17 protein-coding genes are annotated in these 22,889 nt (G+C 61.3%); 12 read left to right on the forward strand and 5 right to left on the reverse strand.

Annotation, left to right across the window (positions count from 1 at the left end):
- Nucleotides 1–164: 164 nt before the first annotated feature.
- The 12 genes from EPO61_13180 to EPO61_13235 are packed head-to-tail and all read left to right on the forward strand — an operon-like array spanning nt 165 to nt 14,962.
- Nucleotides 165–1,019, forward strand: a complete 855-nt coding sequence (locus EPO61_13180; protein TAJ06933.1) for a DUF4384 domain-containing protein — start codon at nt 165–167, stop codon at nt 1,017–1,019.
- Entirely contained in the window at nt 1,003–2,223 is a 1,221-nt protein-coding gene (locus EPO61_13185; protein TAJ06934.1) for a DUF3393 domain-containing protein, read from the forward strand. The genes EPO61_13180 and EPO61_13185 overlap by 17 nt, the downstream gene beginning before the upstream one ends.
- Before the next feature lie 37 nt (nt 2,224–2,260).
- Entirely contained in the window at nt 2,261–3,127 is an 867-nt protein-coding gene (locus EPO61_13190; protein ID TAJ06935.1) for a hypothetical protein, read from the forward strand.
- 30 nt (nt 3,128–3,157) lie between these two features.
- Complete coding sequence (locus tag EPO61_13195) at nt 3,158–4,327, forward strand: hypothetical protein (GenBank protein ID TAJ06936.1); 1,170 nt, start codon at nt 3,158–3,160, stop codon at nt 4,325–4,327.
- Between the two features lie 18 nt (nt 4,328–4,345).
- Entirely contained in the window at nt 4,346–5,347 is a 1,002-nt protein-coding gene (locus EPO61_13200; GenBank protein ID TAJ06937.1) for a hypothetical protein, read from the forward strand.
- A 13-nt stretch (nt 5,348–5,360) separates the two neighbouring features.
- Nucleotides 5,361–6,266, forward strand: coding sequence for a hypothetical protein (locus EPO61_13205; protein ID TAJ06938.1), 906 nt, complete (start codon nt 5,361–5,363; stop codon nt 6,264–6,266).
- Nucleotides 6,259–9,030, forward strand: coding sequence for a hypothetical protein (locus EPO61_13210; protein ID TAJ06939.1), 2,772 nt, complete (start codon nt 6,259–6,261; stop codon nt 9,028–9,030). The genes EPO61_13205 and EPO61_13210 overlap by 8 nt, the downstream gene beginning before the upstream one ends.
- A 22-nt stretch (nt 9,031–9,052) precedes the next feature.
- A complete protein-coding gene (locus tag EPO61_13215; GenBank protein ID TAJ06940.1) occupies nt 9,053–10,975 on the forward strand; it encodes an adenylate/guanylate cyclase domain-containing protein in 1,923 nt (640 codons plus the stop codon).
- Entirely contained in the window at nt 10,803–12,233 is a 1,431-nt protein-coding gene (locus EPO61_13220) for a hypothetical protein (GenBank protein TAJ06941.1), read from the forward strand. The genes EPO61_13215 and EPO61_13220 overlap by 173 nt, the downstream gene beginning before the upstream one ends.
- On the forward strand, nt 12,230–13,087 hold the full coding sequence (locus EPO61_13225; GenBank protein TAJ06942.1) for a hypothetical protein: 858 nt from the start codon (nt 12,230–12,232) through the stop codon (nt 13,085–13,087). Before EPO61_13220 ends, EPO61_13225 begins: the two co-directional genes overlap by 4 nt.
- Nucleotides 13,084–13,965 carry a hypothetical protein gene (locus EPO61_13230; GenBank protein TAJ06943.1) on the forward strand — a complete coding sequence of 294 codons (882 nt, stop codon included), beginning with the start codon at nt 13,084–13,086 and terminating at the stop codon, nt 13,963–13,965. Before EPO61_13225 ends, EPO61_13230 begins: the two co-directional genes overlap by 4 nt.
- Nucleotides 13,913–14,962, forward strand: coding sequence for a hypothetical protein (locus EPO61_13235; GenBank protein ID TAJ06944.1), 1,050 nt, complete (start codon nt 13,913–13,915; stop codon nt 14,960–14,962). The genes EPO61_13230 and EPO61_13235 overlap by 53 nt, the downstream gene beginning before the upstream one ends.
- Before the next feature lie 79 nt (nt 14,963–15,041).
- Here the strand turns inward: EPO61_13235 and EPO61_13240 are convergent, their stop codons facing one another.
- The 5 genes from EPO61_13240 to EPO61_13260 form a co-directional block, all read right to left on the reverse strand.
- Entirely contained in the window at nt 15,042–17,372 is a 2,331-nt protein-coding gene (locus tag EPO61_13240) for a GspE/PulE family protein (protein TAJ06945.1), read from the reverse strand.
- A gap of 171 nt (nt 17,373–17,543) precedes the next feature.
- Nucleotides 17,544–19,265: a proline--tRNA ligase gene (locus EPO61_13245; protein ID TAJ06946.1), complete on the reverse strand. Its 1,722-nt coding sequence runs from the start codon at nt 19,263–19,265 to the stop codon at nt 17,544–17,546.
- Nucleotides 19,266–19,365: 100 nt separating this feature from the next.
- Nucleotides 19,366–20,763: an RIP metalloprotease RseP gene (gene rseP, locus EPO61_13250; GenBank protein ID TAJ06947.1), complete on the reverse strand. Its 1,398-nt coding sequence runs from the start codon at nt 20,761–20,763 to the stop codon at nt 19,366–19,368.
- Nucleotides 20,764–20,776: 13 nt separating this feature from the next.
- Nucleotides 20,777–21,943 (reverse strand): 1-deoxy-D-xylulose-5-phosphate reductoisomerase, encoded by a 1,167-nt coding sequence (locus EPO61_13255; protein ID TAJ06948.1) that lies wholly within the window; start codon nt 21,941–21,943, stop codon nt 20,777–20,779.
- 77 nt (nt 21,944–22,020) lie between these two features.
- Nucleotides 22,021–22,881 carry a phosphatidate cytidylyltransferase gene (locus tag EPO61_13260; GenBank protein TAJ06949.1) on the reverse strand — a complete coding sequence of 287 codons (861 nt, stop codon included), beginning with the start codon at nt 22,879–22,881 and terminating at the stop codon, nt 22,021–22,023.
- Nucleotides 22,882–22,889 lie beyond the last annotated feature (8 nt).

Genomic DNA, 22,889 nt, shown 5'->3' on the forward strand with positions numbered 1-22,889 from the left:
GGCTTGTGCGGATGTGTCTAAGTCTTCGTACAATTGACTTTTCTTGAGATTGCTCCTATCCTGACATCCCTACCTTTTTCGATGCGCAGGACGCGCAAAATTACTCAACGCCACGGGTGTTGCATGGTGAAATTGCCGCCGATGATGAGAAAGCCGGAACGTTTATGAGCCGGAGCCTCCTGCTTGGTCTCCTCCTGACGCTTGTTGCAGTGCCGGGGGGAGTGGCCTGGGCTGAGCCGGCGGCCGGTGTCTGGGTCACGGCCGAGGGGATGGCTCCATTCGTCAGTGAAATGTCTTTGGAGGAGGTGCGGGGCAAGGCGCGTGATGAAGCCAGACGGAATGCCATCGAGCAGGCCGTGGGGCTGTTCGTACGCGGTACCACCGTTCTCCACAATTCGATGATCACGGATGAGCTGGTTTCCTCCGTGGCGCGAGGGGTGATTGAGGAAGAGCAGTGGCTCGAAGAGCACATCGAGGAGGTCTCCAACAAGCGGCCAGGCCCGAAGCTGGCGGTGTGGCACAGCAAGGTGAAAGCGCGTGTCCGCCCGGTCCGGGTGGAGCGACGGGCCGGATTCAGCCTGCGCGCCTCTCTGAACAAGACCGTCTTTCAGGAAGGCGAGGAGGCGTTGATCAAGGTGCAATCCAGCCAGCCGGCCTACCTTCATGTCTTTAGCGTGACGCAGGATGGCTCGGTGACGCTGTTGCTGCCCAATCGTTTCCGTGCCGATAATCTGTTTCAAGCCGACCAGGACTATATTGTGCCGGACGAGCGACTTCGGGCTCTCGGCATTAAGCTGCGAGTGCTGTTGCCCAAGAACGCCAAGAAGGCGATGGAATATATCAAGGTGATCGCGACGAGAAAGGCGATCAACTTGGTGTCCGATAAGACGCCGGACGGAGTGTTCCATACCTTTGAGGGAGCGGACGTGGGCATGATTCGGGACGTCGTGAAGCGGCTGGCCGAACTCGAGGACGAAGACTGGACTGAGACGACGTTACCCTATGAAGTGCGCCAATAAGGGACGCGCGATGGAACGAAGGCTGAGGCTGGTTACTTTGGGTGTGGCGCTGACGGCCGGGTTTGGCTTCCTGGGCGGGTTCGTGTACGCCCAGTCCGCCGATCCCTTTGAGCAGATCAACAAGCGGTTTCAAGAGCGCAAAAGTGCCGGCGAGGACTCGCTGCAAAGCCTCCAGGATCAGTTCCAGGCCAAGCGGGCGGCGATGGAGGAGCAGTGGCGGAAACGGGAAATGGAGATCGAGCAGCGCTGGCAAGAACGGAAACGGGAGATCGAGAAGAAGTGGGCCCAGGCCCAACGCTCGACCCAGCGGGAATGGGTGGATTATTCGCCCGGCAACGATTCGCGCAGCATCGTCAACTTCGAAGACGGGACGGTGGAAATCGCGACGCTGGTTCCGGCTGCAAAGCCGGGCCGCCTGTCGCCGGAGCAGTTGGCCTCGGCCCAGGCGGAGATTACCAGGCAGTTGGAACAGATCCTGTCCGAGAAGGCAGATGCCAAACGGGCGATCCTGGCCGGCCAAATGGCGACCAGCAAGGGCAAGCTTGTAGAGCCCAAAACCGCCAAGGCCTTTGTCCAGCAGGAGGTGCTTCCGAATTTGGTCGTGGACGATAAGCCGACCGAGTCGCGCGACGGGGTGTCGCGGGTCAAGATGACGGCCACGCTGAAGATGACGCCCGACCATCTGAAGAAACGGGCCCAGCAGTACCTGGAGACCGTGCAAGCCGAGTCCCGTCGCCGACAGCTCGATCCCCGGCTGGTCTTGGCGGTGATTCAGACCGAATCCTATTTCAATCCAAAGGCCGAATCCCATATCCCGGCCTACGGCCTCATGCAGTTGGTGCCGCGTTCGGGAGCCAGGGACGCCTACAACTTCGTCTACAACGACGACAAGGTGCTGGATGACGAGTACTTGTTCCAGCCGGGCCAGAACGTGGAGCTGGGGGCCGCCTATCTTCACCTGCTCATGAACAAGAGTTTTTCGGACGTGCAACCGGGAGACAAGAAAAACTATCTGGTCATTTGCGCCTATAATTGGGGGCCCGGCAATGTGCGCAAGAGAATCATGGGACCGTATCGGATCCAAGAGTTGAGCGACAGCCAGGTGTTTGCGCTGTTGTCGGAGAAGGCGCCGGAGGAAACCAGGAACTATCTCAAACGGGTCACGGAACGCATGAGTCTCTATGAAGACCTCGTCGGACGTTGAAGAGTCAAAGAAAGGGAGGATGCCAATGAATCATCGAATGACACATCGAGGAGCGATGTTGTTCTTGGCCGGGCTGGTGCTCTTCGTCAATGCAGCATCGGCCCAGGTGGGCGGCCGAGTGGGCGACGTCATTGAATCGATGGGCAACGGCGGAGTGGATTGGACGACGGGCATGATTACGGCCAGCGGGTTGGGGGCGCCGCCTGAGAATGCGGTGAACCGGGCCCAGGCCAGGGCCATGGCCGAGCGGGCCGCGTTCATCGTCGCCACGCGCAACTTGCTTGAGGTCGTCAAGGGCATTCGCGTGGACTCCGCCACGTTGGTGGAGAATTTCATCGTGAGCAGCGACATCATCAAGACGGAGGTCAGCGGCTTCGTCCAAGGCGCGCAGATTCTCAAGAAACAGGTAAATCCGGACGGGTCGGTCGAAGTGCTGGTCGGGGTCAAGCTGCAAGGCGATCTCCTGAATACCATGATCCCGAAGCAGACCGGCGGCGGTGTGCCTGTGCCGCCGGCGCAAGCCCCGGCTTCGCCGATGCCTGTTCCACAAGCATCCAGCGACACGGCGTACACCGGCTTGATTGTGGATGCCCGCGGTACCGGCGTCAGGCCGGCTATGGTGCCCAAGATTCGGAATCAGGAGGGCCGGGAGGTCTACGGATCCTCGTTCGTCAACCGGCAATATGCGGTCGAGCAGGGGATGGTGGGATACTTGAAGGATGTGACCGCGGCGCAAACCAATGCGAGGGTGACGGATCGTCCCTTGGTCGTTAAGGCGATCAAGACCGACGGGCCGAACAAGACGGATCTCGTCATCAGCAATGCCGACGCGCAAACGTTGCACGGCATGAAAGAAAATCTCTCCTTTTTGGAGAAGGCCCGCGTGATGGTGGTGTTGGACTAGCCGCTGCGTCGCGTGAAAAGGAGACCATCGATGAATACGATCAACAAGACATGCAGCAGAACCTGGCAGGGATGGGCGTGCGTGTTGGCGGCGCTGTGTATTCTTGGATTGGCGGCCTGCGCAGAGGAGGGGGTCAAGCCTGAGGCGGCGCTGGACACGCCGGAACATCACTATTCGACGGGCCTCAGGCTGTTTGACAGGGCCGATTACGACGGGGCCATGAAAGAGTTCGCGCGGGCCGTGGCCCTCGACCAGGATTTTGCTCCGGGTCACGCGGGGGTCGGGCTCGTCTACGGGCAGAAGCGTGCGTTCGGTCAGGCCTATGAGTCGCTCGACAAAGCGCGAAGGCTGCAGAAGCCGCCGATGGTCGTGGCGCAGATTATGAAAATCCGCGTCCTGACGATGGAGCGTGGCGACGACTGGCTTAAGGACGCCGAGTCCGAGTATAAGCACGGCTCCAAGATTGATCCGCAGAATGCGGCCCTGCATTACTACATGGGCCGGGCCTACCGGATGGGCTTCGAATTCGACAAGGCCGGAGACCATTTCAAGGCGGTGCTGGATTTGAATAAAGATCTGGTCGGAGACGCGGATCGGGAGTGGAAGCTGGTGCAGAAGATTCAGCGCGCCGCGCCGGGCACGAAGATCGGCAAGGAGATCGCGCTCATCGACCAGATCAGCCGCGCCGACGTAGCGGCCCTGTTCATCGAGGAATTGGGGCTGGATCGCCTCTATGAGAAGCGAGGCAAGACGTTCGATTCGTCTTTCAAGGCGCCGGGGCAATCGTTTCAGGCGGACAAGATCGTCGCCATGGAGCCAGCGACGGACATCGCAACCCATCCTCTCAAGGCCGACATTGACACGGTCGTGAAGCTGGGCGTGCGGGGGCTGGAGCCGTCGCCGGACCACAAATTCGAGCCGAGCAAGCCGATCACCAAGGCGGAATATGCCACGATGCTTGAAGACATCATGGTCCGGATTACCAACGACGACAAGCTGGCGACGCAGTTCTTCGGGCAGAAGTCCCCGTTCCCGGATGTGCGGCCGGATCTCTACTACTTCAATGCCGCGATGATCATGACCAGCAGGGGGATTCTTGAAGCGGACAAGGTCACCGGGGAGTTCGGCGCCGTCCAGCCGATCAGCGGCGCGGATGCCCTCCTGGCGATCCGGATGTTCAAGGAGTCCCTTAAAATCTAAGCGACCGACGCGGGAGGAATGGCTGTGAAGAGACGCATGCGGATGAGGATCGCCGGCCTGATCCTGGTGGCATGGGCCTGTCTCCTGGGGCTGTCCGGGAAGGCCTTGGCGCAGGGCGTGGCGCTGGATACGGTCGAACGGAGCGGCTCCGGGATGGTCAACTGGACCGAGGGCTGGATTCAATCCACGGGCTTGGGCGCACCGCCCGAGAAGTCTTCGGGCCCCGGTCAGGCCAGGGCCATGGCTCAGCGGGCCGCCTATACCGTGGCGGTCAGGAATCTTCTGGAGGCCGTCAAGGGGGTGCGCGTGGATTCCGCGACCCTGGTCGAGAATTACATCGTCACCAACGATGTGATCAAGACGCAGGTCAGCGGGTTTGTGCGGGGCGCCCAGGTCGTGAAGACCGATGTGCAATCGGATGGGGGCGTGGAAGTCACGGTGCGGGTTCCCCTCTGGGGGGCGGATTCGTTGCTCAATGCCTTTGTGGCGGAAAAGGGGCTGCAGTCGAAGGACCTGCCGCCGGAATCCCCGGCCGGAGAAGGGGCCACGGGTCTCGTGATCGATGCCCGTGGATTGGGCGTCAAGCCCGCATGCTTTCCCTCCGTTCTGGATGACAAGGGCCAGGTGGTGTACGGGCCGGAGATCGTCGACAAGGCCGAGGCGGAGAAAAACGGGATGGTCCAGTATCGCACGCTTCCCAAAGATGCCAAGATCTCATCGTTGTTCGGGGAGGATGCCTATGTGATCCGGCCGGTCCAATTGTCTCCGATGCCCAGAGAGGGGCGTCGACCGCTGAAGATCAAGGGCGCCGGCAAGGCGGGATCGCTGAAAGCCAATATCATGATCAGCAGCGAGGATGCGCAGAAGATCAGGGGGGACGGGCAGATGAAGGGGGCGTTGGGCCGCTCCCGAGTCGTTGTCGTCACGGACCCCTTGATCGGAGGGATGGAGGGCCGTGCGCCGGATGCCTCGCCGGAGGCGGAGCGCCTGCTGGCCGCGTTGCCGGGTGAATCCCGATAATGAGGGAGTGCCTATGCTGAGGCCGATTCGACTCCTGAGTCTTCTCCTCCTGGTGAGTGGGGCGCTGTGTGTGCCGATCATGGCTCGGGCCGATAATGACGGCGCGGCCGTCGAGACGGTGGGGCCGGGGACGGTGAACTGGACGAAGGGGCTTGTCACGGCGGTAGGGATCGGGGCACCGCCCGAGAAGGCGTCGAGTCCTGGGCAGGCCAGGGCCATGGCGGATCGGGCTGCGTTCGCCGTGGCGATCCGGAATCTGCTCGAGGCCGTCAAGGGGATTCGGGTGGATTCGCTCACGTTGGTGGAGAATTACGTCGTCAAAGACGATGTGATCAAGACCCGCGTGACCGGCTTGGTCAAAGGAGCGCAAGTCATCAAGAAAGAGGTGCAGCCGGATGGCGGCGTTGAGATCACAGTCGGGGTATCCCTCGCCGGCGAACTGTTCGATGCCGTGGTGTCCAAAGGATTCGGGCGGAAGGTTCCGGCAGCCGAACTAGCTAAGCCGGTGCCCAAGACCCCTGAACCAGCGCCTATACCCAAAGCTCCAGCCGAACCGCCGCCGACTGTGGTTGCCGTGGAGGCCTACACGGGGCTGCTGGTGGATGCTCGGGGGCTTGGCCTCAGGCCGGCTTTGGCGCCGAAGCTCCTGGACGAACAAGGGAAAGAGCTCTACGCCAGTGAAGTGCTCGATCGGGCCAAGGCCGTCGAAGCCGGGGTGGCTGGCTATGCCAAGGACATGGTGGCCGGGAGCCGCCAAGCCCGGGTGACGGACAACCCCCTGATCGTAAAGGGCGTGAAAGCCAGCGGGGATAAGGCGACGGACATCACGATCGGAGGAGAAGGCGTGAGGGCGATCCGGCAGTCGGAACCGATGTCCCATTTCCTCCAGCAGGGGCGTGTGGTGGTGGTCTATGACTAACCTGGAGACAGAAGGCGGAAAGCGGCAGGCAGTACGCAGCGTCAAGAAACCAGCCAGGCTCCATGCCCGATTCGTTGCCGCCTGCTTACTGCTTTCTGCCGGTTGCTTCACGATAGCCGGCTGCGTGGCGTCCACCGAACAAGGCGCCATCGGGGTGGCCCAAGGGGTCAAGCAGGCCGTCAGCTCAAAGTACAAGGTTGGCGGACGTCTCAAGGATCAGCCGCCGCGCCTCGTGGCGGTGATCCCCTTCGTCAATAAGTCAGGGCACCAGGCCGAGGAGGAAGAAAAGGGAGCCGAATACGTCGTCCGCACGGCGTTTGTAAATCACTTTACGACACGTCGCTATGAAACCCAGCGTACGATCGTGACGGACCGGCTGCTCCAGGAAAAAGGCCTGGTCAAGCCGGAGGACATCGCCAAACTCTCGCCGGCCAAGCTCGGGGAGATCACCAAGGCCGATGCGATCATCTATGGGGACATCACGCACTTCAGCAAGGTGTACGCCGGCCTCTATGCGCAGATTGCGGTGGGAGCTCAGGTGCGCATGGTGGATGCGAAGAACGGGGAGGTGCTGTGGGAAGCCTCGGACGTATCGCGATCCCATTCGGGCGGGTGGGCCACCGATCCGCTCGGCCTCATCATCGTCCTGGCCTCCAATGCCTATGCGCTCCGGCACATCGAAGTCGTGCGGGCCGCGGAGGAGTTGTTTAGGGATTTGGTGGAAACCTTGCCCAGGGCCAGCGTCGGCGAAGCGGTGCGTCCCCCCCTCGTCACGATGTTCGTGAACGATTCGGCCACGTTGATGCGCAAGGCCGGCGACCAGATCAAAGTCGGGCTGAAAGGCGATCCGAACATGCTGGCCACCTTCGACTTGGGCCAGGTCAGGACCGGGCTGGTCATGCAAGAGGTGCAGCCGGGGATCTATACGGGTGCCTACACGGTCAAGCCAGGCGACAACGGCGAGCAACTCCTGGTCGTGGGCCATCTGTCGGATCGGAAGGGATTGACCACCGATTGGGAAGATGCTTTGGGCCCGGTGACCCTCGATACGACGCCGCCGGCGGTTCCGGCTGGGGCGACGGCGGTCGGGCGGGACAAGGCCGTGAGCCTGCGGTGGAAAGCCAACGGGGAGTCGGACCTGGCCGGCTACAAGCTCTATCGCAGCGCGACCGCCTTGACCGGGTTCGAGCCGTTGGCTACGAATGAGACGCCGGCGTTCGTGGATGCCAAGGAACTGGCCAATTTCAAACCGGTCTATTATCGGATCGCGGCGTTCGACAAGGCCGGCAATGAGAGCGCTCAGTCCGAAGCGTTGATCGGGGTGCCGGTAGCCCCCGGCCCCACATCGGTGAGCGGGACGATCAGCTTGAATGCGACCTGGTATGCCGGGGCCAGCCCCTATGTGTTGGACGGTGACGTGACGGTGGCCCAGGGGGCCGTGCTCACGATTGAGCCGGGGACTCTGGTGCAGTCCAAAGGCGGCGGGTTGCTGGTGCGCGGGGGGGTCCTCGCGAAGGGGTTGCCTGACGCCATGATCGTCTTTGCCGCGGACAAGGGGCAACCGGAGAAGCAATGGAAGGGTATTGTTTTCGATCAGACGGGGACCCAGGCCAGCGTTTTGGAGCGGGTGCGGGTGAGCGGGGCTGCGGTCGGCGTGAGTTGCCTGGCCTCGTCGCCCACCATCCTGGCGAGCGAGATCACGGAGAACCAGGTGGGGGTGTTGGTGCGTCATGTCACTGCCCGTCCGGTCCTCGAGGGGAATCAGATCGTGTTGAACCTGGAAGATGGGGTGTCCGTGCAGGACGCGGCCGCGCCGGCGCTGGCAGCGAACCGCATTGCCCAGAATAAACGGTATGGCGTGGCTTTGAGCAAGGCTCCTGGCCTGTCGATCCGGGGCAACGAGATCCTGGACAATGGGTCGGTCCAAGGCTGGAATGCCAGCCAGACCGACAGCGTCGACTTCAGCGGAAACTGGTGGGGAACCACCGAAGGCGCGGCCGTCTTGACCAAGGTGGACGGGGCCGTGTTGCTCAAGGACTATCTGGATGGACCGCTGCCGGGCGGGAAGGCGGTGACGCTGCCGGCCCTGGACTCGGAACTCGGGGGACCTCTGGCCACGTCGGCATTCCTGCTGGCCGCCAAGAGTCCCTATCTGGTCACACGGCCGTTGATCATCGACAAGGGCGCCACCTTGACCATCCAGGCCGGCGTAGTCATACGATTCAAGCCAGGGGAGAACAGCCTGGTCCTGCGTGATGGGGCGATCCAAGCCTTGGGAACCGCGGCTCGCCCGATCGCGCTGACCTCCGCCAATGCTTCGCCGCGCCCGGGCGACTATGCCAGCGCGGTCCGGTTTGAGGGTGTGGGACAGCAGCCGAGCTTCCTGAAGCACGTGCGGGTCGAGTATGCCTCGACCGCGGTCCATGTGAAGGAAGGCAATCCGGAGATTTCCCACGCCTACATTGCAAACAATCTTCAGAGTGCGATCGAGTGTGCGGGCAAGTCTTCCCCCAAGATTGCCTATTCCACCCTCACGGGCCACTCGAACAACGCCGCCGTCATCTGCAGCGGGCGTGCGCAGCCGACCCTCTACCACAACAACATCGTGAACAACGCCTGGGGCGTCATCAACCATTCGTCCCTGCCCCTGGAGGCACGCGAGAATTGGTGGGGAGCTTCCCCGCCGGACGAGGGTCTCTTCCTGGGGGCCGTGGAGTTCAACCCATCGCTGAAGAGCCCAGAACCAGACGCAGCCGGGAAATAACCAGCGGGAGCCTGGGCCAAGCATGGGCAAGCTGAACCTTGAGTGGTTCAAGGGAGAACAGGTTCTCCGGGTTCTCTGGGGCGGCGGGTTGACGTTGGCGATCATCCTGCTCTACCTGACCGGCACCTTCGAGTGGGTCGAGCTTCGATCCTACGATCTCCGGTATACGCTCTTCGAACACTTGCCGAAGACCCCCCTGACGACCCCCGTGCTCCTGCTCAGGATCGACGAGGAAACCGAAGACCGCCTCAATCTCCGGGCGAACGACATTCCCCGCGCCATGTATGCGGATGCCATCCGGCATCTGTCGGAACAGGGCGCCTCCCTGATCGCGTTCGATATCATCTTTTCCAAACCCAAGGATCCCGTCCAAGACCGGGCGTTTGCCGAGGCCATCCAGAAGGCCGGAAATGTCGTGCTGGCCCGCTATATTGGGGAGAAGGGCCACCGACTGCCGTTGCCGATATTCCGCGATGCGGAACTCAGTGAAGCCCTGATCAACGTGGAGCTGGAAAAAGACCGGTGCCTGCGGGGCATGCCGCTGCTGGCACTGGATTTTTCCGTGGAGGGGCCGGAGCCAGAGCCGGTCCTGGCCATGAGTCTGGAGCTGGCCCGTCTCTATCAACTGCCTCAGGGCGAACAGGAGTTGGACCTCTCCAATAACGATGAGCTGGGGATGGGACAGCTCCGGATTCCCTACCCCGATGGTCGGATGCGGATCCATTTTTACGGTCCGCCCGCGACCTTTCCCCGGATGCCTTTTTGGAAGGCGGTGAAGGGGGAGTTGGACCGCGACGCGGTGAAGGGGAAAATCGTGCTGATCGGTCCCTCGACCCCGGCCCTCCATGATTATTACTGCACCCCCTACCTCCAAAAGCGGACGACAACCTTGAAGTTCGACGACAAGGAGCAGGAGGAAAAGGTTCGCGGCGCCATGATGGACGGGTTCGAGATTCACGCGAATGCGATCCAGACGATTCTGGACCGGCGTTTTGTGACCCGCAGCAAAGACCAGTGGGGCGTCATGCCGATGGTCCTGTTGATGCAAGGAATCCTGGGCACGGCGCTTCTGATCCAGAGCCAGCGCGGATCCATCGTCACCACGATGTTCAAGTGGGTGCTGTTCATCGGGATCGGCGGCGCGGGGTTGTTCCTCTTGTGGCGGTATGACTATTGGCTGGACATCATGCCCATGTATTCCCTGCTGGGCGCCCAATATGGCGCGGCGGTGTCCTACCAACGGTACTTCGAGCGGCAGAAACGCCGGCAGGTGCAGGCCATGTTCGGCCGGTACGTGTCTTCGCGGGTCGTCGACCAGTTGGTCAAGAATCCGGATATGGCCAACCCCAGCGGGCGGAAGGAGCGGCTGACGATGTTTTTCTCCGACATCCGGGGCTTCACGAGCATGTCGGAAAAGATGGTGCCGGAGGAGGTCCAGCGGCTGCTGAGCGAATACTTCACCGAGATGACGCGGATTTTGTTCCAGCACGGGGGGACCCTGGACAAGTTCATGGGGGACGCCGTGATGGCCTTCTTCGGCAACCCCGAGCCCCAGCCGGATCATGCCTTGCGTGCCGTGCTGATGGCGCTGGATATGCAGGAGGCGATCGTCCAGCTCAATAAGAAGCTGGAAGCGGAGGGCCGCAAAACGATCGGTGTCGGGATGGGGATCAACACCGGCGATGTGACGGTGGGCAACCTGGGGTCGAAGGATTTTCTGGACTACACGGTCATCGGGGACGCGGTGAATCTGGCCTGCCGGCTGGAGCAGAATGCCAAGGCCGGGGAGATCATCATCACGCAGGCCACTTACGATGAAGTCAAACATGCGGTGGAGGTGGAACAGATGGAACCGATCAAGGTCAAAGGCAAGGCCGAGCCCATTCCGATTTACCGGGTGCTGCGCCGTATCCCGTCGTCTGCCGTTCAAACCGGCCATGCATAAGGAGATCACTATGCTGTATCTGTGCGCGAATCGACTCATGCGCCTGGTGACGATCCTGGCGCTGTTGTTTTTTGGGGTGGGGGGGAGCGGGGCTGCGTTGGCCCAGAGCCAGAGCGTCACCGCCGAGGGGACCGCGGGCATTCTAGGAGGGGATCAAGGCATTGCCCGCGACAATGCGATCCGGGATGCCCAACGGAAGGCGGTGGAGCAGGCCGTCGGGACGATGATCGCCTCCGAGACGTTGGTCGAAAATTTTCAGGTGCTCCGCGACAGCGTCTATTCCAAAAGTCAGGGCTATATTCAGAAGTACGATGTGGTCAAGGAAGGGGCCCAGAAGGACCTCTACAGCGTCACCATCTCGGCCACCGTCTCGACCGGGACGTTGAAAAACGACTTGGGCGCGCTGGGCTTGTTGATGGCTCGAGTGGGGAAGCCCCGCACCCTGTTCATGATCGCCGAACAGAACATCGGCCAGGAGATCTATGTCTTCTGGTGGAGCTGGTGGGGCAAGGGCGGCCAGTCCTTCACGGGGCAGACCGTGGACATGGCGGTCTCCGAAACGATCCTGAAGGAGGAGTTCCTGAGCAAGGGATTCAACGTTATCGACATCTCGGCCGTGACCGGAAAATTTGAAATTTCCAATGCCTACCGAATGGCGGATCTCACCGATACGGGCGCGCGGGAGATCGGGAAAAAGATGGGGGCCGAGATCATCGTCAAAGGCAAGGCCCTGGCCAAGGAAGGGCCGAGGAACCCCGGCAGCAGCGTCGGCTCCTACCTGGCGGATATCACCGTCAGCGCGGTCCGCGTGGACAACGGACAGGTCCTGGCCTCGGCGCGTGAGTCGGCGCCGGCCCGCCATGTGTCCCAGCATGTGGGCGGGAACCAGGCCATTGAAAATGCGGCCAAGAAGGTGGCCGAAAAACTGATCGATCAGATCACGGCCAAGTGGACGGGAGAAACGTCGGGCGGCCAGTTGGTGCAAATCACCATCCGCGGCCTTGCCGGGATGAAGGATCTGGTCAAGGTGAAGGAGTTCTTGCAGTCCCAGGTCCGTGGGGTCCAGGCTGTCATTCAGCGTAGTTTCGAGGGGGGCGTGGCGGTCCTGGAGGTGGATGCCAAAGCGTCGGCGCAGCAAATCGGGGACGAACTGGCCAAAAAGGACTTCGGTGCCTTGGATCTTGACGTGACCGGTGCGACGGCCAACACGCTGGAGGTTGTCGCAACCAGGAAGGGGGCCGTGGCACCTACTAAATGATGGTGACGTGGGGGGGAATGACCGTCAGTATGAACCGTATCTTTGCCTGGGTGGCTTGGCTGGCGTGTCTATCCGGTACCGCCTGCCTGCCGCTCCCGATGGTTCCACCCAATCCGGCGAACCCCATCCGCACCGTCGCGGTCCTGCCGTTCATGAACAACAGCAACGACGTCGAGGCTCCGGCGTATGTGCGAGAACAGTTCACCAAGGAGCTCATACGGCACCAGTATGTGATCAAGCCGCTTGCTGAAGTCGACCAGGTGTTGAAGGATCAGATGGGGGTGACGCTGGGAGTCCAGCTTGATCTGACGACCCCGCAGGAAATCGGGAAGGTTCTGGGGGTGGATGGCGTCTTCTATGCCTCGTTGGATGAGTTCACCCACAAGATCACCGGGGTCTACAACGTTAAGCGCGTGCGGGTCAGGGTTAAACTCGTGAACTGCAAGACGGGCGCGACGGTGTGGAGAAACGGCATTGGCGTCAAGAGCGTGTTGAGCGCCGGCACGGCCGGCGCGGCCGCCTCCGTGGCCGGGACGTTGCAGGATACGAAAGAAACGGGCGTGGAACTGCCGCCGTTACTTGGTGAAACCATCCTGGCCCCCTGGTTCGAACTTCCCAAGGTCGGTACGGTGAAGAATACCGGGGAAGAGGCCGGCGTAGCCTTGGCGGCGGCGCTTGGCGAGAGGATTCTCACCAAAGCGATGAAGGTTCCGTTGCCAATCGAGACCCAGGCGATGATTGACATTCTCCTCAACGGATCCTATACGTACTATGACAACAACTATTACCAGCACCGATTGAATGCCGGGCAGGGGGCTGTTCCGGCCGGTCCGGGCGGGTCGGCACTGAAATGATGGAAGCGTTTCCTCAATCGAAAAGGAGAATCCCAATGAAACTTGCCTGGCCAGTGGCCGCAGGGCTTATGCTGTTGTTCGTGACGGCTTGCGTACCGACCTTTCCCCAGATCGTGCCGAACCAGAACAGTCCGATCCGGACCGTCGCAGTGCTGCCTCTCGTGAACAATTCCAACGATGTGGAGGCCCCGGCCTATGTGCGAGACATTTTTGTGGCCGAGTTGGGGCAGTTCTTCTACGCGATCAAGCCGGTGAGCGAGGTGAATCAGGTTTTAAAGGACAAGATGGGGGTCACGCTGGGCTCCCAGCTCGATATGGCGACCCCGAAGCAGTTGGGGGAGGCGCTGGGCGTGGACGGGGTCTTCTATGGGTCCCTGGATGAGTTCAGTGAGAAAATCACCGGAATCTATAACGTGAAACGTGTACGGCTTCGGAGTAAGCTCGTCAATTGCAAGACCGGGGAAACGGTGTGGAAAAACGGGATCGGCATCAAGCAGGGGACGCAGGCGTCCGGAGGAAGTTTCACGGGAAGCGTGCCCTTTCTGAGCCAAGCCATCGGGATAGTCGGCTCACTCTCTGCGATGGCTTCGAGCATGTCGGACAAGGAGGATGTGGCATTGCCGAAGCTGTTTGGCGAGGACGTCCCCGCGCCTTGGCAAGAGCTTCCGGAGCAGGCCGGGACGATCGAAGCGAATATTGTGACAGGCCTGGGCGGAAAGGTTTTGGAGAAAGCCATGAACAGTCCGCTGAGAACGGAGACGGTCGTGGCGGTCGGGGTCGTGTTGAAGGGCTACTACTATCCCGGTGGCGCGGAACTGCTTCCGTATGGGGCCATGCTGGTCACCGGTCCGGAACTCGTGCAGCCGAAGGGGCAATGAGAGGCTCAGTCCAATGAAGCGAATAGAACGAGGAGGCATTATGAACCGACGCGGAGCTAGCGCAATTGCAGCAGTGGGGATGGTGAGCCTGATGACCCTGACGGGCTGTCAGGCCACGATGACAGGGCAGGTGAAAGACGATGTCAGCGTGACGGGGCAGACGCAGCGGATGGAGGCGGCGGGCGCGAAGTATTCCGGGCCGCAGTATACGGTGGCCATCATCAAGTTTGCGAACAAGACGCCGTCGAAGGTGTTGGGGCTCGGCGAATCCGCCACGGATATCCTGCGGACGCTGGTCAAGAACGCGGGGCTGGAGCCGATCGATGTGAGCCAGGAGGGGATGCAGCAGCAGGAGGAGATGATCAAGTTGCAGCAGACCGGCGCCGTCAAGACCGGCAAAAAGAATGCGGCGGAGGGCTTCGAGTCCATCGACTACCGTATCCAGGGAGCCATCACCGCCTATTCCGAAGTGGAAGAGGGCTCGGATGTGGTTGTCTATCAGAAAAAGGTCCAGATCGCGCGGGTGCAGGTGGACTATTCGTTGGTGGACGTGGCTTCGGGCAAGAGTCTGCTGGCCGAATCCGGGATGGGCGAATATCGCAAGGAGACGGGCGGCGCACTCGGATTCGGCTCGAAATCCTCGGCGGATGTCGGATTGCGAGACGGGGCGCTGCGGGATGCGTTCTCGAAGGTGATGGAGAAGATGATCAACAAGCTGAACACCCAACCCTTTACCAGCCGCGTCCTCGCGATGGATGGGCCGACCGTCATCATCCGGGCCGGGGAGAAGTCAAAACTGACGCCTGGCGCCAAGTTGGGCGTCTATCGAGCCGGTCAGGATCTGATCGACCCGGAGACTGGACGGTCGCTCGGCAAGAGGGAAAAGCTGATCGGCGAGATTGCCCTGATGAGCCATACAAACGATCGAGTGTCCGAAGCCAAGGTCTCGTCGGGGACTGGATTTCAGACCGGCGACATCATCCGTGAATTGAAGTAACGGAGCCGGCCGGTTCGAAAATGAAAAGGGCGGGGAGGGTTTGCCCTCCTCGCCCTTTTTGTTGAATCGGCCGGCGGGGCTACTTCATGGCCACGGCTTTGACTTCCTTGAAGGTCGTGAGCCCTTGCAGCGCTTTTTCGATCCCATCCTGCAGCAGAGTGGTCATGCCCTCTTCCATCGCCATGTGCAGCATGTCCTCGGTCTTGGCCTTGGTCTGGATCATCTTTTTCATCGTGTCCGTACCCAGGAGGAGTTCGTGCAGGCCGACCCGGCCTTTGAATCCGCTCTTGGCGCAGGTCTCGCAGCCTTTGCCGCGAAACAGCTTGAAATTGTCGTCGTAGGACTTCTTGATGTATTTGTCCCACCAGGTCTGGCCGTAGGCCGCGACCAGTTCGGTATACTCTTCCTTGGAGGCCTTGTACTCCTCCTTGCAGTCCTTGCAGATGCGTTTGCAGAGCCGTTGCGCGAGTACGCCGAGCATGGCGTCGGCAAAGCTGAACGGGTCGCACCCCATGTCCAGCAGCCGGGTCACGGTCTCGACCGCGCTGTTGGTGTGCAGGGTGCTGAAGACCTGGTGGCCGGTCAGCGAGGCCTCGATGCCGGTCTCGGCCGTTTCTTTGTCCCGCATTTCGCCGACCATGATGACGTCCGGATCGGCGCGCAAGAAGGCCCGCATGGCCATGGCGAACGTGAACCCAATTTTGGGTTGCACTTGGACTTGACGCAAGCCGTATTGCGTGATTTCGACCGGATCCTCGGCGGTCCAGATCTTCATGTCCGGCGTGTTGATGTAGCCGAGCACCGAGTGCAGCGTGGTGGTCTTGCCGGAGCCGGTGGGTCCGACGCAAAGGATGATCCCGTACGGTTTGTCGGCGATGGCCTTGAGCTCGCGAAGGTTGCGCTCAGAGAAACCCATCTTCTCCAGGGGCAGGGGCTCGCTGGCCGCCAGGATACGCATGACGACGTCTTCGTTGCCGACCCCCGAGGTGGGAATGGTGGCGACGCGGAGCTCGATTTCCTTGCCTTCACCCATCCGAAATTTGATCTTGCCGTCCTGCGGCTTGCGGCGCTCCGCGATGTCCAGGTTGGCCATGATCTTCAAGCGGGAGACGATCGCGCGGCGGTAGCTGGCCGGAACCTTCATGTACTCGAAGCAGCTGCCGTCCACCCGGAACCGAACGACCGTCTCTTTTTTCTCGCCGTACGGCTCGACGTGGATGTCCGAGGTGTTCATGCGGTAGGCGTCCATGATGATCTGGTTGGCCAGTCGCACGACGGCGCTGTCGTTTTCGTCGACCGCTTGGGTGGCCGATTCCTCGGTCTTGGCCTCTTTTTCCTCGTCGACCAATTCCCCGAGGATCTCGGACAGGTTTGCGGCCGATGCCGACGCCGATCCGCTCGCGGTTTCCAGTTCGCCGGTCGCGGCGCGCAGGAACTGCACGATGTCTCGGCGCAGGCCGACAGAAAACTTGATGCTCTGCCCGGGGAATATCCGTTTGATATCCTGGATCTTGTCCAGATCGTTGGGGTCGTCGATGAGGATATCAACCACATTCTTGTCGCGCTTGAGCGGCGTCCAGTGGTTTTTCTTCAGGTAGTCGATGTTGAGGGTTTTCAGCAATTCCGGATCGATGAGCAATCGCTCGGAGAACTCGACGTTGGGGCATTTGTAGAACTGGCTGAGAGACTTGCCGATGTCCTCCTTCGGGACTTTGAATTTCTCGATGAGGAGCGTTTCCATGTCCGTCTGGCCCTTGCGGGACTCGGCAATGGCCGTATCGAGTTCGGCTTGGGTGATCTTGTTGTTCGCCACCAGGTAGTCGAACTTGGTCGGGGTCTTTTTGGCCAGCTTTTTGAGGTTGGAAAACGCGATGCCGAGGCTTTTGGCGATCTCGGCAACCGACTCCTCGTCCTTCTTGGTGAATCGGCCGCCGCTCTTCTTGTTGAGGAGCTGAATGACCCCCATGAGATATTTGTTGTCGGCGACGATGGGATAGGTCAGCACCTGCTTGGTCTGAAAGCCGGTTTTCTTGTCCCACGACTGGTCGAAGCTCAGGGAGGGGTGGATGGCGGTCAGTTCGGTCTTGGTGTACGCATCGGCGATATTGATCGGGCGCAGGAACTTGGCGGTAAAGCCGGCGATGCTATGCTCGCTGATGGGAACCCGGATTTCATGGATTGTGTCAAGTTGGAGCTTTCTGGAGAGGATCTCTCGCTTTTCCAGGTCGGCTGCGTAGAGGGTGATCTCTTCCGCATCGAAGAGGCTCAGGATGTCCTTGTGGAGGTCGACGAGAATTTGGTCCAGATCCTTGGCCGCGTGGATCTGATTGGTGATGCGCTTGACCTGTTCTGCGTAGGCGACTTTCTGCTGGAGCTCCTGCAGATTGTCCGGCAGAACTTTCGCCTCCATCGTGCGGCTCCATGTGGGGAGTGGTGAGCCCCTGCGATCGGTCTCGGGAGGTCCTTGACGAGCGTGTTAGCTTAGCATTGAAAATCGAGGATAATCAAGCGCTTCACTGTTTTTCGTAAGAGTTCGTAAGAGATGGATCAAAATTGCCGGTAAGGGTGCCCTTGGCGAAGCTCACTCGGCCGCCCGCTGGCTGTCGCTGATCCAGGCTCTGACCGTGGCGAGCACCTCACTCGGGGGGAGTTTGGAGACCACACCGGTCTTGCGGGTTTTCAGTTCGACTTGGCCCTGGGCCAACCCTTTCTCGCCGATCACAAGATGAAACGGCGCGCCGATCAGGTCCGCGTCGTTGAACTTGACCCCGGCCCGTTCATCCCGATCGTCCCACAGCACCTCGATGCCGGCCTGGCCGAGTTGGTCGTACAGGGCCCTGGCTTGTTCCTGCACCGTCTCCGATTGGCTGAGGGGCAGGAGGTGGACGTGGAACGGAGCGATGGGGACGGGCCAGATGATGCCCTTGGCATCGTGATTCTGTTCGATGGCGGCGGCGGCCGTGCGGCTCACGCCGATGCCGTAACAGCCCATGACAGCCAGGCGCTCCTGACCCTGGGGGTCCAGAAAAACCGTGCCCATGGCCTTGCTGTACTTGGTGCCCAGCATAAACACGTGGCCCACTTCGATGCCCTTGGCGACTTTCAGCCGGCCGTCGCCTCGCGGAGAGGCGTCTCCGACCAGGGCGTTGCGCAGGTCCGCGACCTGGGCGATGGAAAAGTCACGGTCCTTGTTGGCATCGACGTAATGGTGATCCGCTTCGTTCCCTCCCACGACGACGTTCCGCATGGCGGCGACGGCTTGGTCGGCCAGGATGCGGACGTTCTTGAGTCCGACCGGACCGGCGAACCCCACCACGGGGGCGCCGGTGGTCTTGGCAACGGTGTCCGGATCGGCCAATTCCAGGTCGGTCACGCCGAGCAGCTTTTTCAGCTTGACCTCGTTGGCTTCGTGGTCGCCCCGAATCAGCACAGCGACGATTTCTTTGGGGGTCTTGTACAGGAGCGTTTTGACGAGCTGCTGGGGAGTGACTTTCAAAAAGGCGCAGACTTCCGCGACTGTCCGCGCGCCGGGGGTCGGCACCTTGCGCAAGGGGCGAAGGGCTTCCGTAACGGTCTCGGCCGGCGGGAGCACCTCGGCCCGTTCCACGTTGGCCGCATAGGTGCCTCCGTCCGCATAGACGATCGTTTCCTCGCCGGTCTCGGCCAGGACCATGAACTCATGCGAGGAACTGCCGCCGATCAAGCCCGTATCCGCCTCTACAGCCCGGAAGGTCAAACCGCAACGCGTGAAGATACGCTGGTAGGCGTCGTACATCTTTTGATAGCTGAGCTTGGCTCCCTCTTCGTCTTTGTCGAAGCTGTAGGCGTCCTTCATGATGAATTCGCGGCCGCGCATGAGCCCGAAGCGGGGCCGGATTTCATCCCGGAATTTCGTCTGAATCTGATAACAGTTCAGCGGTAGTTGCCGGTAGGACCGGACTTCGCGCCGGATCAAGTCCGTGATGACTTCTTCATGAGTCGGGCCGAGGCAGAAGTCCCGCTCGTGCCGGTCTTTGAAGCGGAAGAGTTCCTTCCCGTAGAAGTCCCAGCGGCCCGTTTCGCGCCAGAGTTCGGCCGGTGAGGCGATGGGCATGAGCAGTTCCTGTGCGCCGGCCCGGTTCATCTCTTCCCGGACGATTCCCTCGACCTTGCGGAGCACCCGCAAGCCCAGAGGGAGGTAGGTGTACACGCCGGCCGCGACTTTCCTGATCATGCCGGCCCGCAGCATGAGGCGGTGGCTGACGGTCTCCGCCTCGCCCGGATCGTCGCGGAGTGTCGGAATCAACATTTGGGATGTGCGCATGAAACCTCTAGAAGCGTTGAAAAGTCTGAAAGTCGTCAAGTCTGAAAGTTTTCGAGATCGGGACTTTACAACTTTCCGACTTTGTGACTTTTGGACAGGGTTAGTGTGAAATCAGCCGTTCAATGTCGTTCCAGAAGGCGAAGACCATGATGCTGACGAGCAGGAGCAGGCCCACCTGCTGAGCGATCTCCCGCTGCCGATCTCCCAGCGGCTTGCGCAGGATCGCCTCGATCGCAAAAAAGAGCAGATGGCCGCCGTCCAGGATGGGGATAGGCAGCAAGTTCAGGACGCCGAGGTTGATGCTCAGGATGGCGATCAGGAAGGCCACACTGGACATGCCTTGCGCCGCGGCTTCGCCCGACATGTTGGCGATCGTCAGGGGGCCGCCGATGTTTTTGCTGGAGATCTCCCCGGCGACCATTTTGTAAATGCCGATCGCCGTCAGTTCGGTCCAGCCCCAGGTTGCCTGCAGTCCATATAGAGCGGCCGTCAGTGGGTTCGAAGCCCGGATGATCGCGCGCCCCGGTCCCGAAATGCCGATCTTGCCCACCTCGACGGGTTTGCCGTCTACGGTGCTTTTATCGGCTGCGGGGGTCACGACCAGGGGCACGATCAGGCCCTCACGCTGAACCTGGAAGTGGAGGGGGCGGTTGGGGTTGTCCTTGACGAAGCCGGTCATCTGCGACCAGGTCTGAATCTCTTGTCCCTCGATGGTCAGGACGCGGTCGCCGTCATGAAAGCCGGCGGCCATGGCAGGGGAGCCGTTCATGACGGCGGTGATGACGGGAGCGGTTTCTTCGATGCCGAGGCGGTAGGTGACCACGTTCTTCCCGTTGTCCTGGACGGTCAAGGGCGTTGGTGTGACCACCAGAGTCTTGACCTGGTTCCCGCGGCGCACATCGAGGGTCAGGGCTTGGCCGTTGCTCTTGGCCACCGCGTCGAACAGTTCGCTTCGGCTGGAAATGTCCTTGTCGTTGACGCGGATGACGCGGTCGCCGGCCTTCATGCCGGCCAGATCGGCCGGGGAGCCGGGCTTGAGCGCATCCACGTCCGGGGTGAGGTCATGGAACGTGGGGACGAACAGCGGCGCGCCGGTGGCCAGCCAGCCGGAGAAAATCAGATAGGCCAGCAGGAAGTTGAATCCTGGCCCGGCCGCTACGATGGCCATTTTGCTGAGCAGGGGCTGGTGTACGAAGGACCGCTTTTGCTCTTCCGGCGTGATGGCGTCGGTTTCCTCCTCGCCGAACAGCTTGACGTAGCCGCCCAGCGGGACGGCCGAGAGCAGGTACTCGGTCTCACCGACCTGGCGTCCCAACAGCTTGGGGCCGAAGCCGATCGAATACTTGAGCACCTTCACACCGATCCAACGGGCCGCCAGGAAGTGGCCCAACTCATGGAAGGATACCAGCACGCCCAACACGAGCAGGAACCACCAGGTTTTTTGCACGAGCACCCAGATGGTGTCCGGCGACCAGGCTAATAATGAGGACAGCACGATAGGTACTCCTTGCTCAGATCAATATTGTGCGGCTGCGGACCAACTCGCCGGCCTTCTCCCGTGCCCAGCGGTCCGCTTCCAGCGCGTCGTCCAAGGTGGTTACTTCGCGCCGCTGATGGGCATCCATCGTGCCCCGGATCACGGCGGCAATGTCCAAAAATCCGATGCGCTCGCCCAGGTACGCGGCGACCGCCACTTCGTTGGCGGCGTTCAAGGTGGCGGGCATCGTGCCGCCGATCTTGAGCGCTTCGTAGCCCAGGCCCAAACAGGGAAAACGGTCATGGTCCGGGCGGTAGAACGTGAACTTGCCGATGGCGGCCAGATCCATGGGCGGTTGGCCCAAGGGGAGCCGCTCCGGGTACGTCATCGCGTAGGCAATCGGCGTACGCATGTCGGGCAGGCCGAGTTGGGCGATCACCGACCCGTCCCGGTATTCGACCAGCGAGTGGATGATGCTTTCGCGGTGCACGATCACATCGACCTGCGAGGCGGGGATGTCGAAGAGCCAGCGGGCTTCTACCACCTCCAGGCCCTTGTTCATGAGAGTAGCGGAGTCGATGGTGATCTTCGCGCCCATCTTCCAGTTCGGGTGCTTGAGCGCTTGCTGGGGTTTCACGTGCTGCATCTGCTCCAGCGGCATCTCCCAGAGGGGGCCTCCGGAGGCCGTGAGGATCAGGCGCTGGATATCTTCCCGCCGGTGCCCTTCCATGGATTGGAAGATGGCGCTGTGTTCGCTGTCCACGGGGAAAATCTTCACGCCCCGTTTCTTGGCTTCCTCCTGCATGAGCCGCCCGGCCATGACCATCGGTTCTTTGTTGGCCAGGGCGACCGGCTTGCCGGCTTGAATCGCCGCCAGGGTCGGGACGAGGCCCGCCCCGCCGACGATGGCCGAGATCACCAGGTCGGCCTTGGGGAGGCGGGCGACTTCCGACAGCCCCTCCACTCCGGAGAGGATGCGGACGGACTGGCCTTTGCAACGGGCGCGCAGTGCCTCCGCCGCTTTCGGGTCGGCGAGCGCCACCGCCTCCGGTTTGAACGTGCGAATCTGCTCTTCGAGTTTATCGACGTTGCTCCCGGCCGTCAGGCCCGCGATTCGGAACCGGTCGGGGAACTTGGCGACGATGTCCAGCGTGTTGGTGCCGATGGAGCCGGTTGAGCCCAGAATCACGATGTATTTCATAACGTCTCCGTTGGGCGTGAGGCGTCAGACGAGAAATGAGCAGAGGCTCGTTCGGTTGTTCCCTTGCCCCTCACGCCTCATGAGCCCTTGACGAGTGTCACGTAGTAGTAAAACGCCGGCGCGGCGAACAGCAGGCTGTCCAGCCGGTCCAGCATGCCCCCGTGCGCGGGAATGATTCCGCCGGAGTCCTTGACCCCCGCACTCCGTTTCAGCACCGATTCGGTCAAGTCTCCCACAACCCCCGCCCCAGTCAAGAGCAAGCCGGTCGCCAGGCAGTCGAGCGGGCCGAACGAGGGAAGGAACCAGGTCCTGGCGAGGAATGCGACCAACACAGCCAGGAGCAAGCCTCCGATCAATCCCTCGATGGTCTTGTTCGGACTGACGATCGGGGCCAGTTTGTGCCGTCCCAGGGTCATGCCCGCATAGTAGGCGCCGGCATCCCCGGCCCAGGTGACGAGGAACAAGAAAAAGATCAGCCACTCGCCCTCAGGCAACGACCGGGTCGACAAGAGGGTGCCGAGCGTGAGGCCGACGTACAGGACCCCGAATAGCAGCACCGCCGAATCGACGAGCCCGTGCCTCATCTCGCGGGGCGTCATCAGCCGTGACGCGAGCACCGCCACCAGCGCGGCCAGGCAAGCCGTACGGACCGAGACCGGCCCGGGCCACTGGAGGCTCGCCAGTAGAACGGCCAAGAGGCCCAAGCCGAGGCCGACGTCCACCGGCGCGCACGCATCCCGAAAATACAGTTTGTAGAATTCCGCCAAGGCGCACAGCGATGCGCCGGCTACCAACGCAAAGAACAAGATCGGGGGTCCGTACCGAACCAGAGCGTAGAAGAGGGGGATGAAGACCAGGGCCGGGTAGATTCTCCGGCTGTCCAACCGCCGGCTCTTGGGGAGGTCTGCCGGCTCGCTCGTCGTCTGTGCGGCGCCCAACGGATCTC

The organism is Nitrospirota bacterium, assembly GCA_004296885.1.
GTDB lineage: Bacteria > Nitrospirota > Nitrospiria > Nitrospirales > Nitrospiraceae > SYGV01.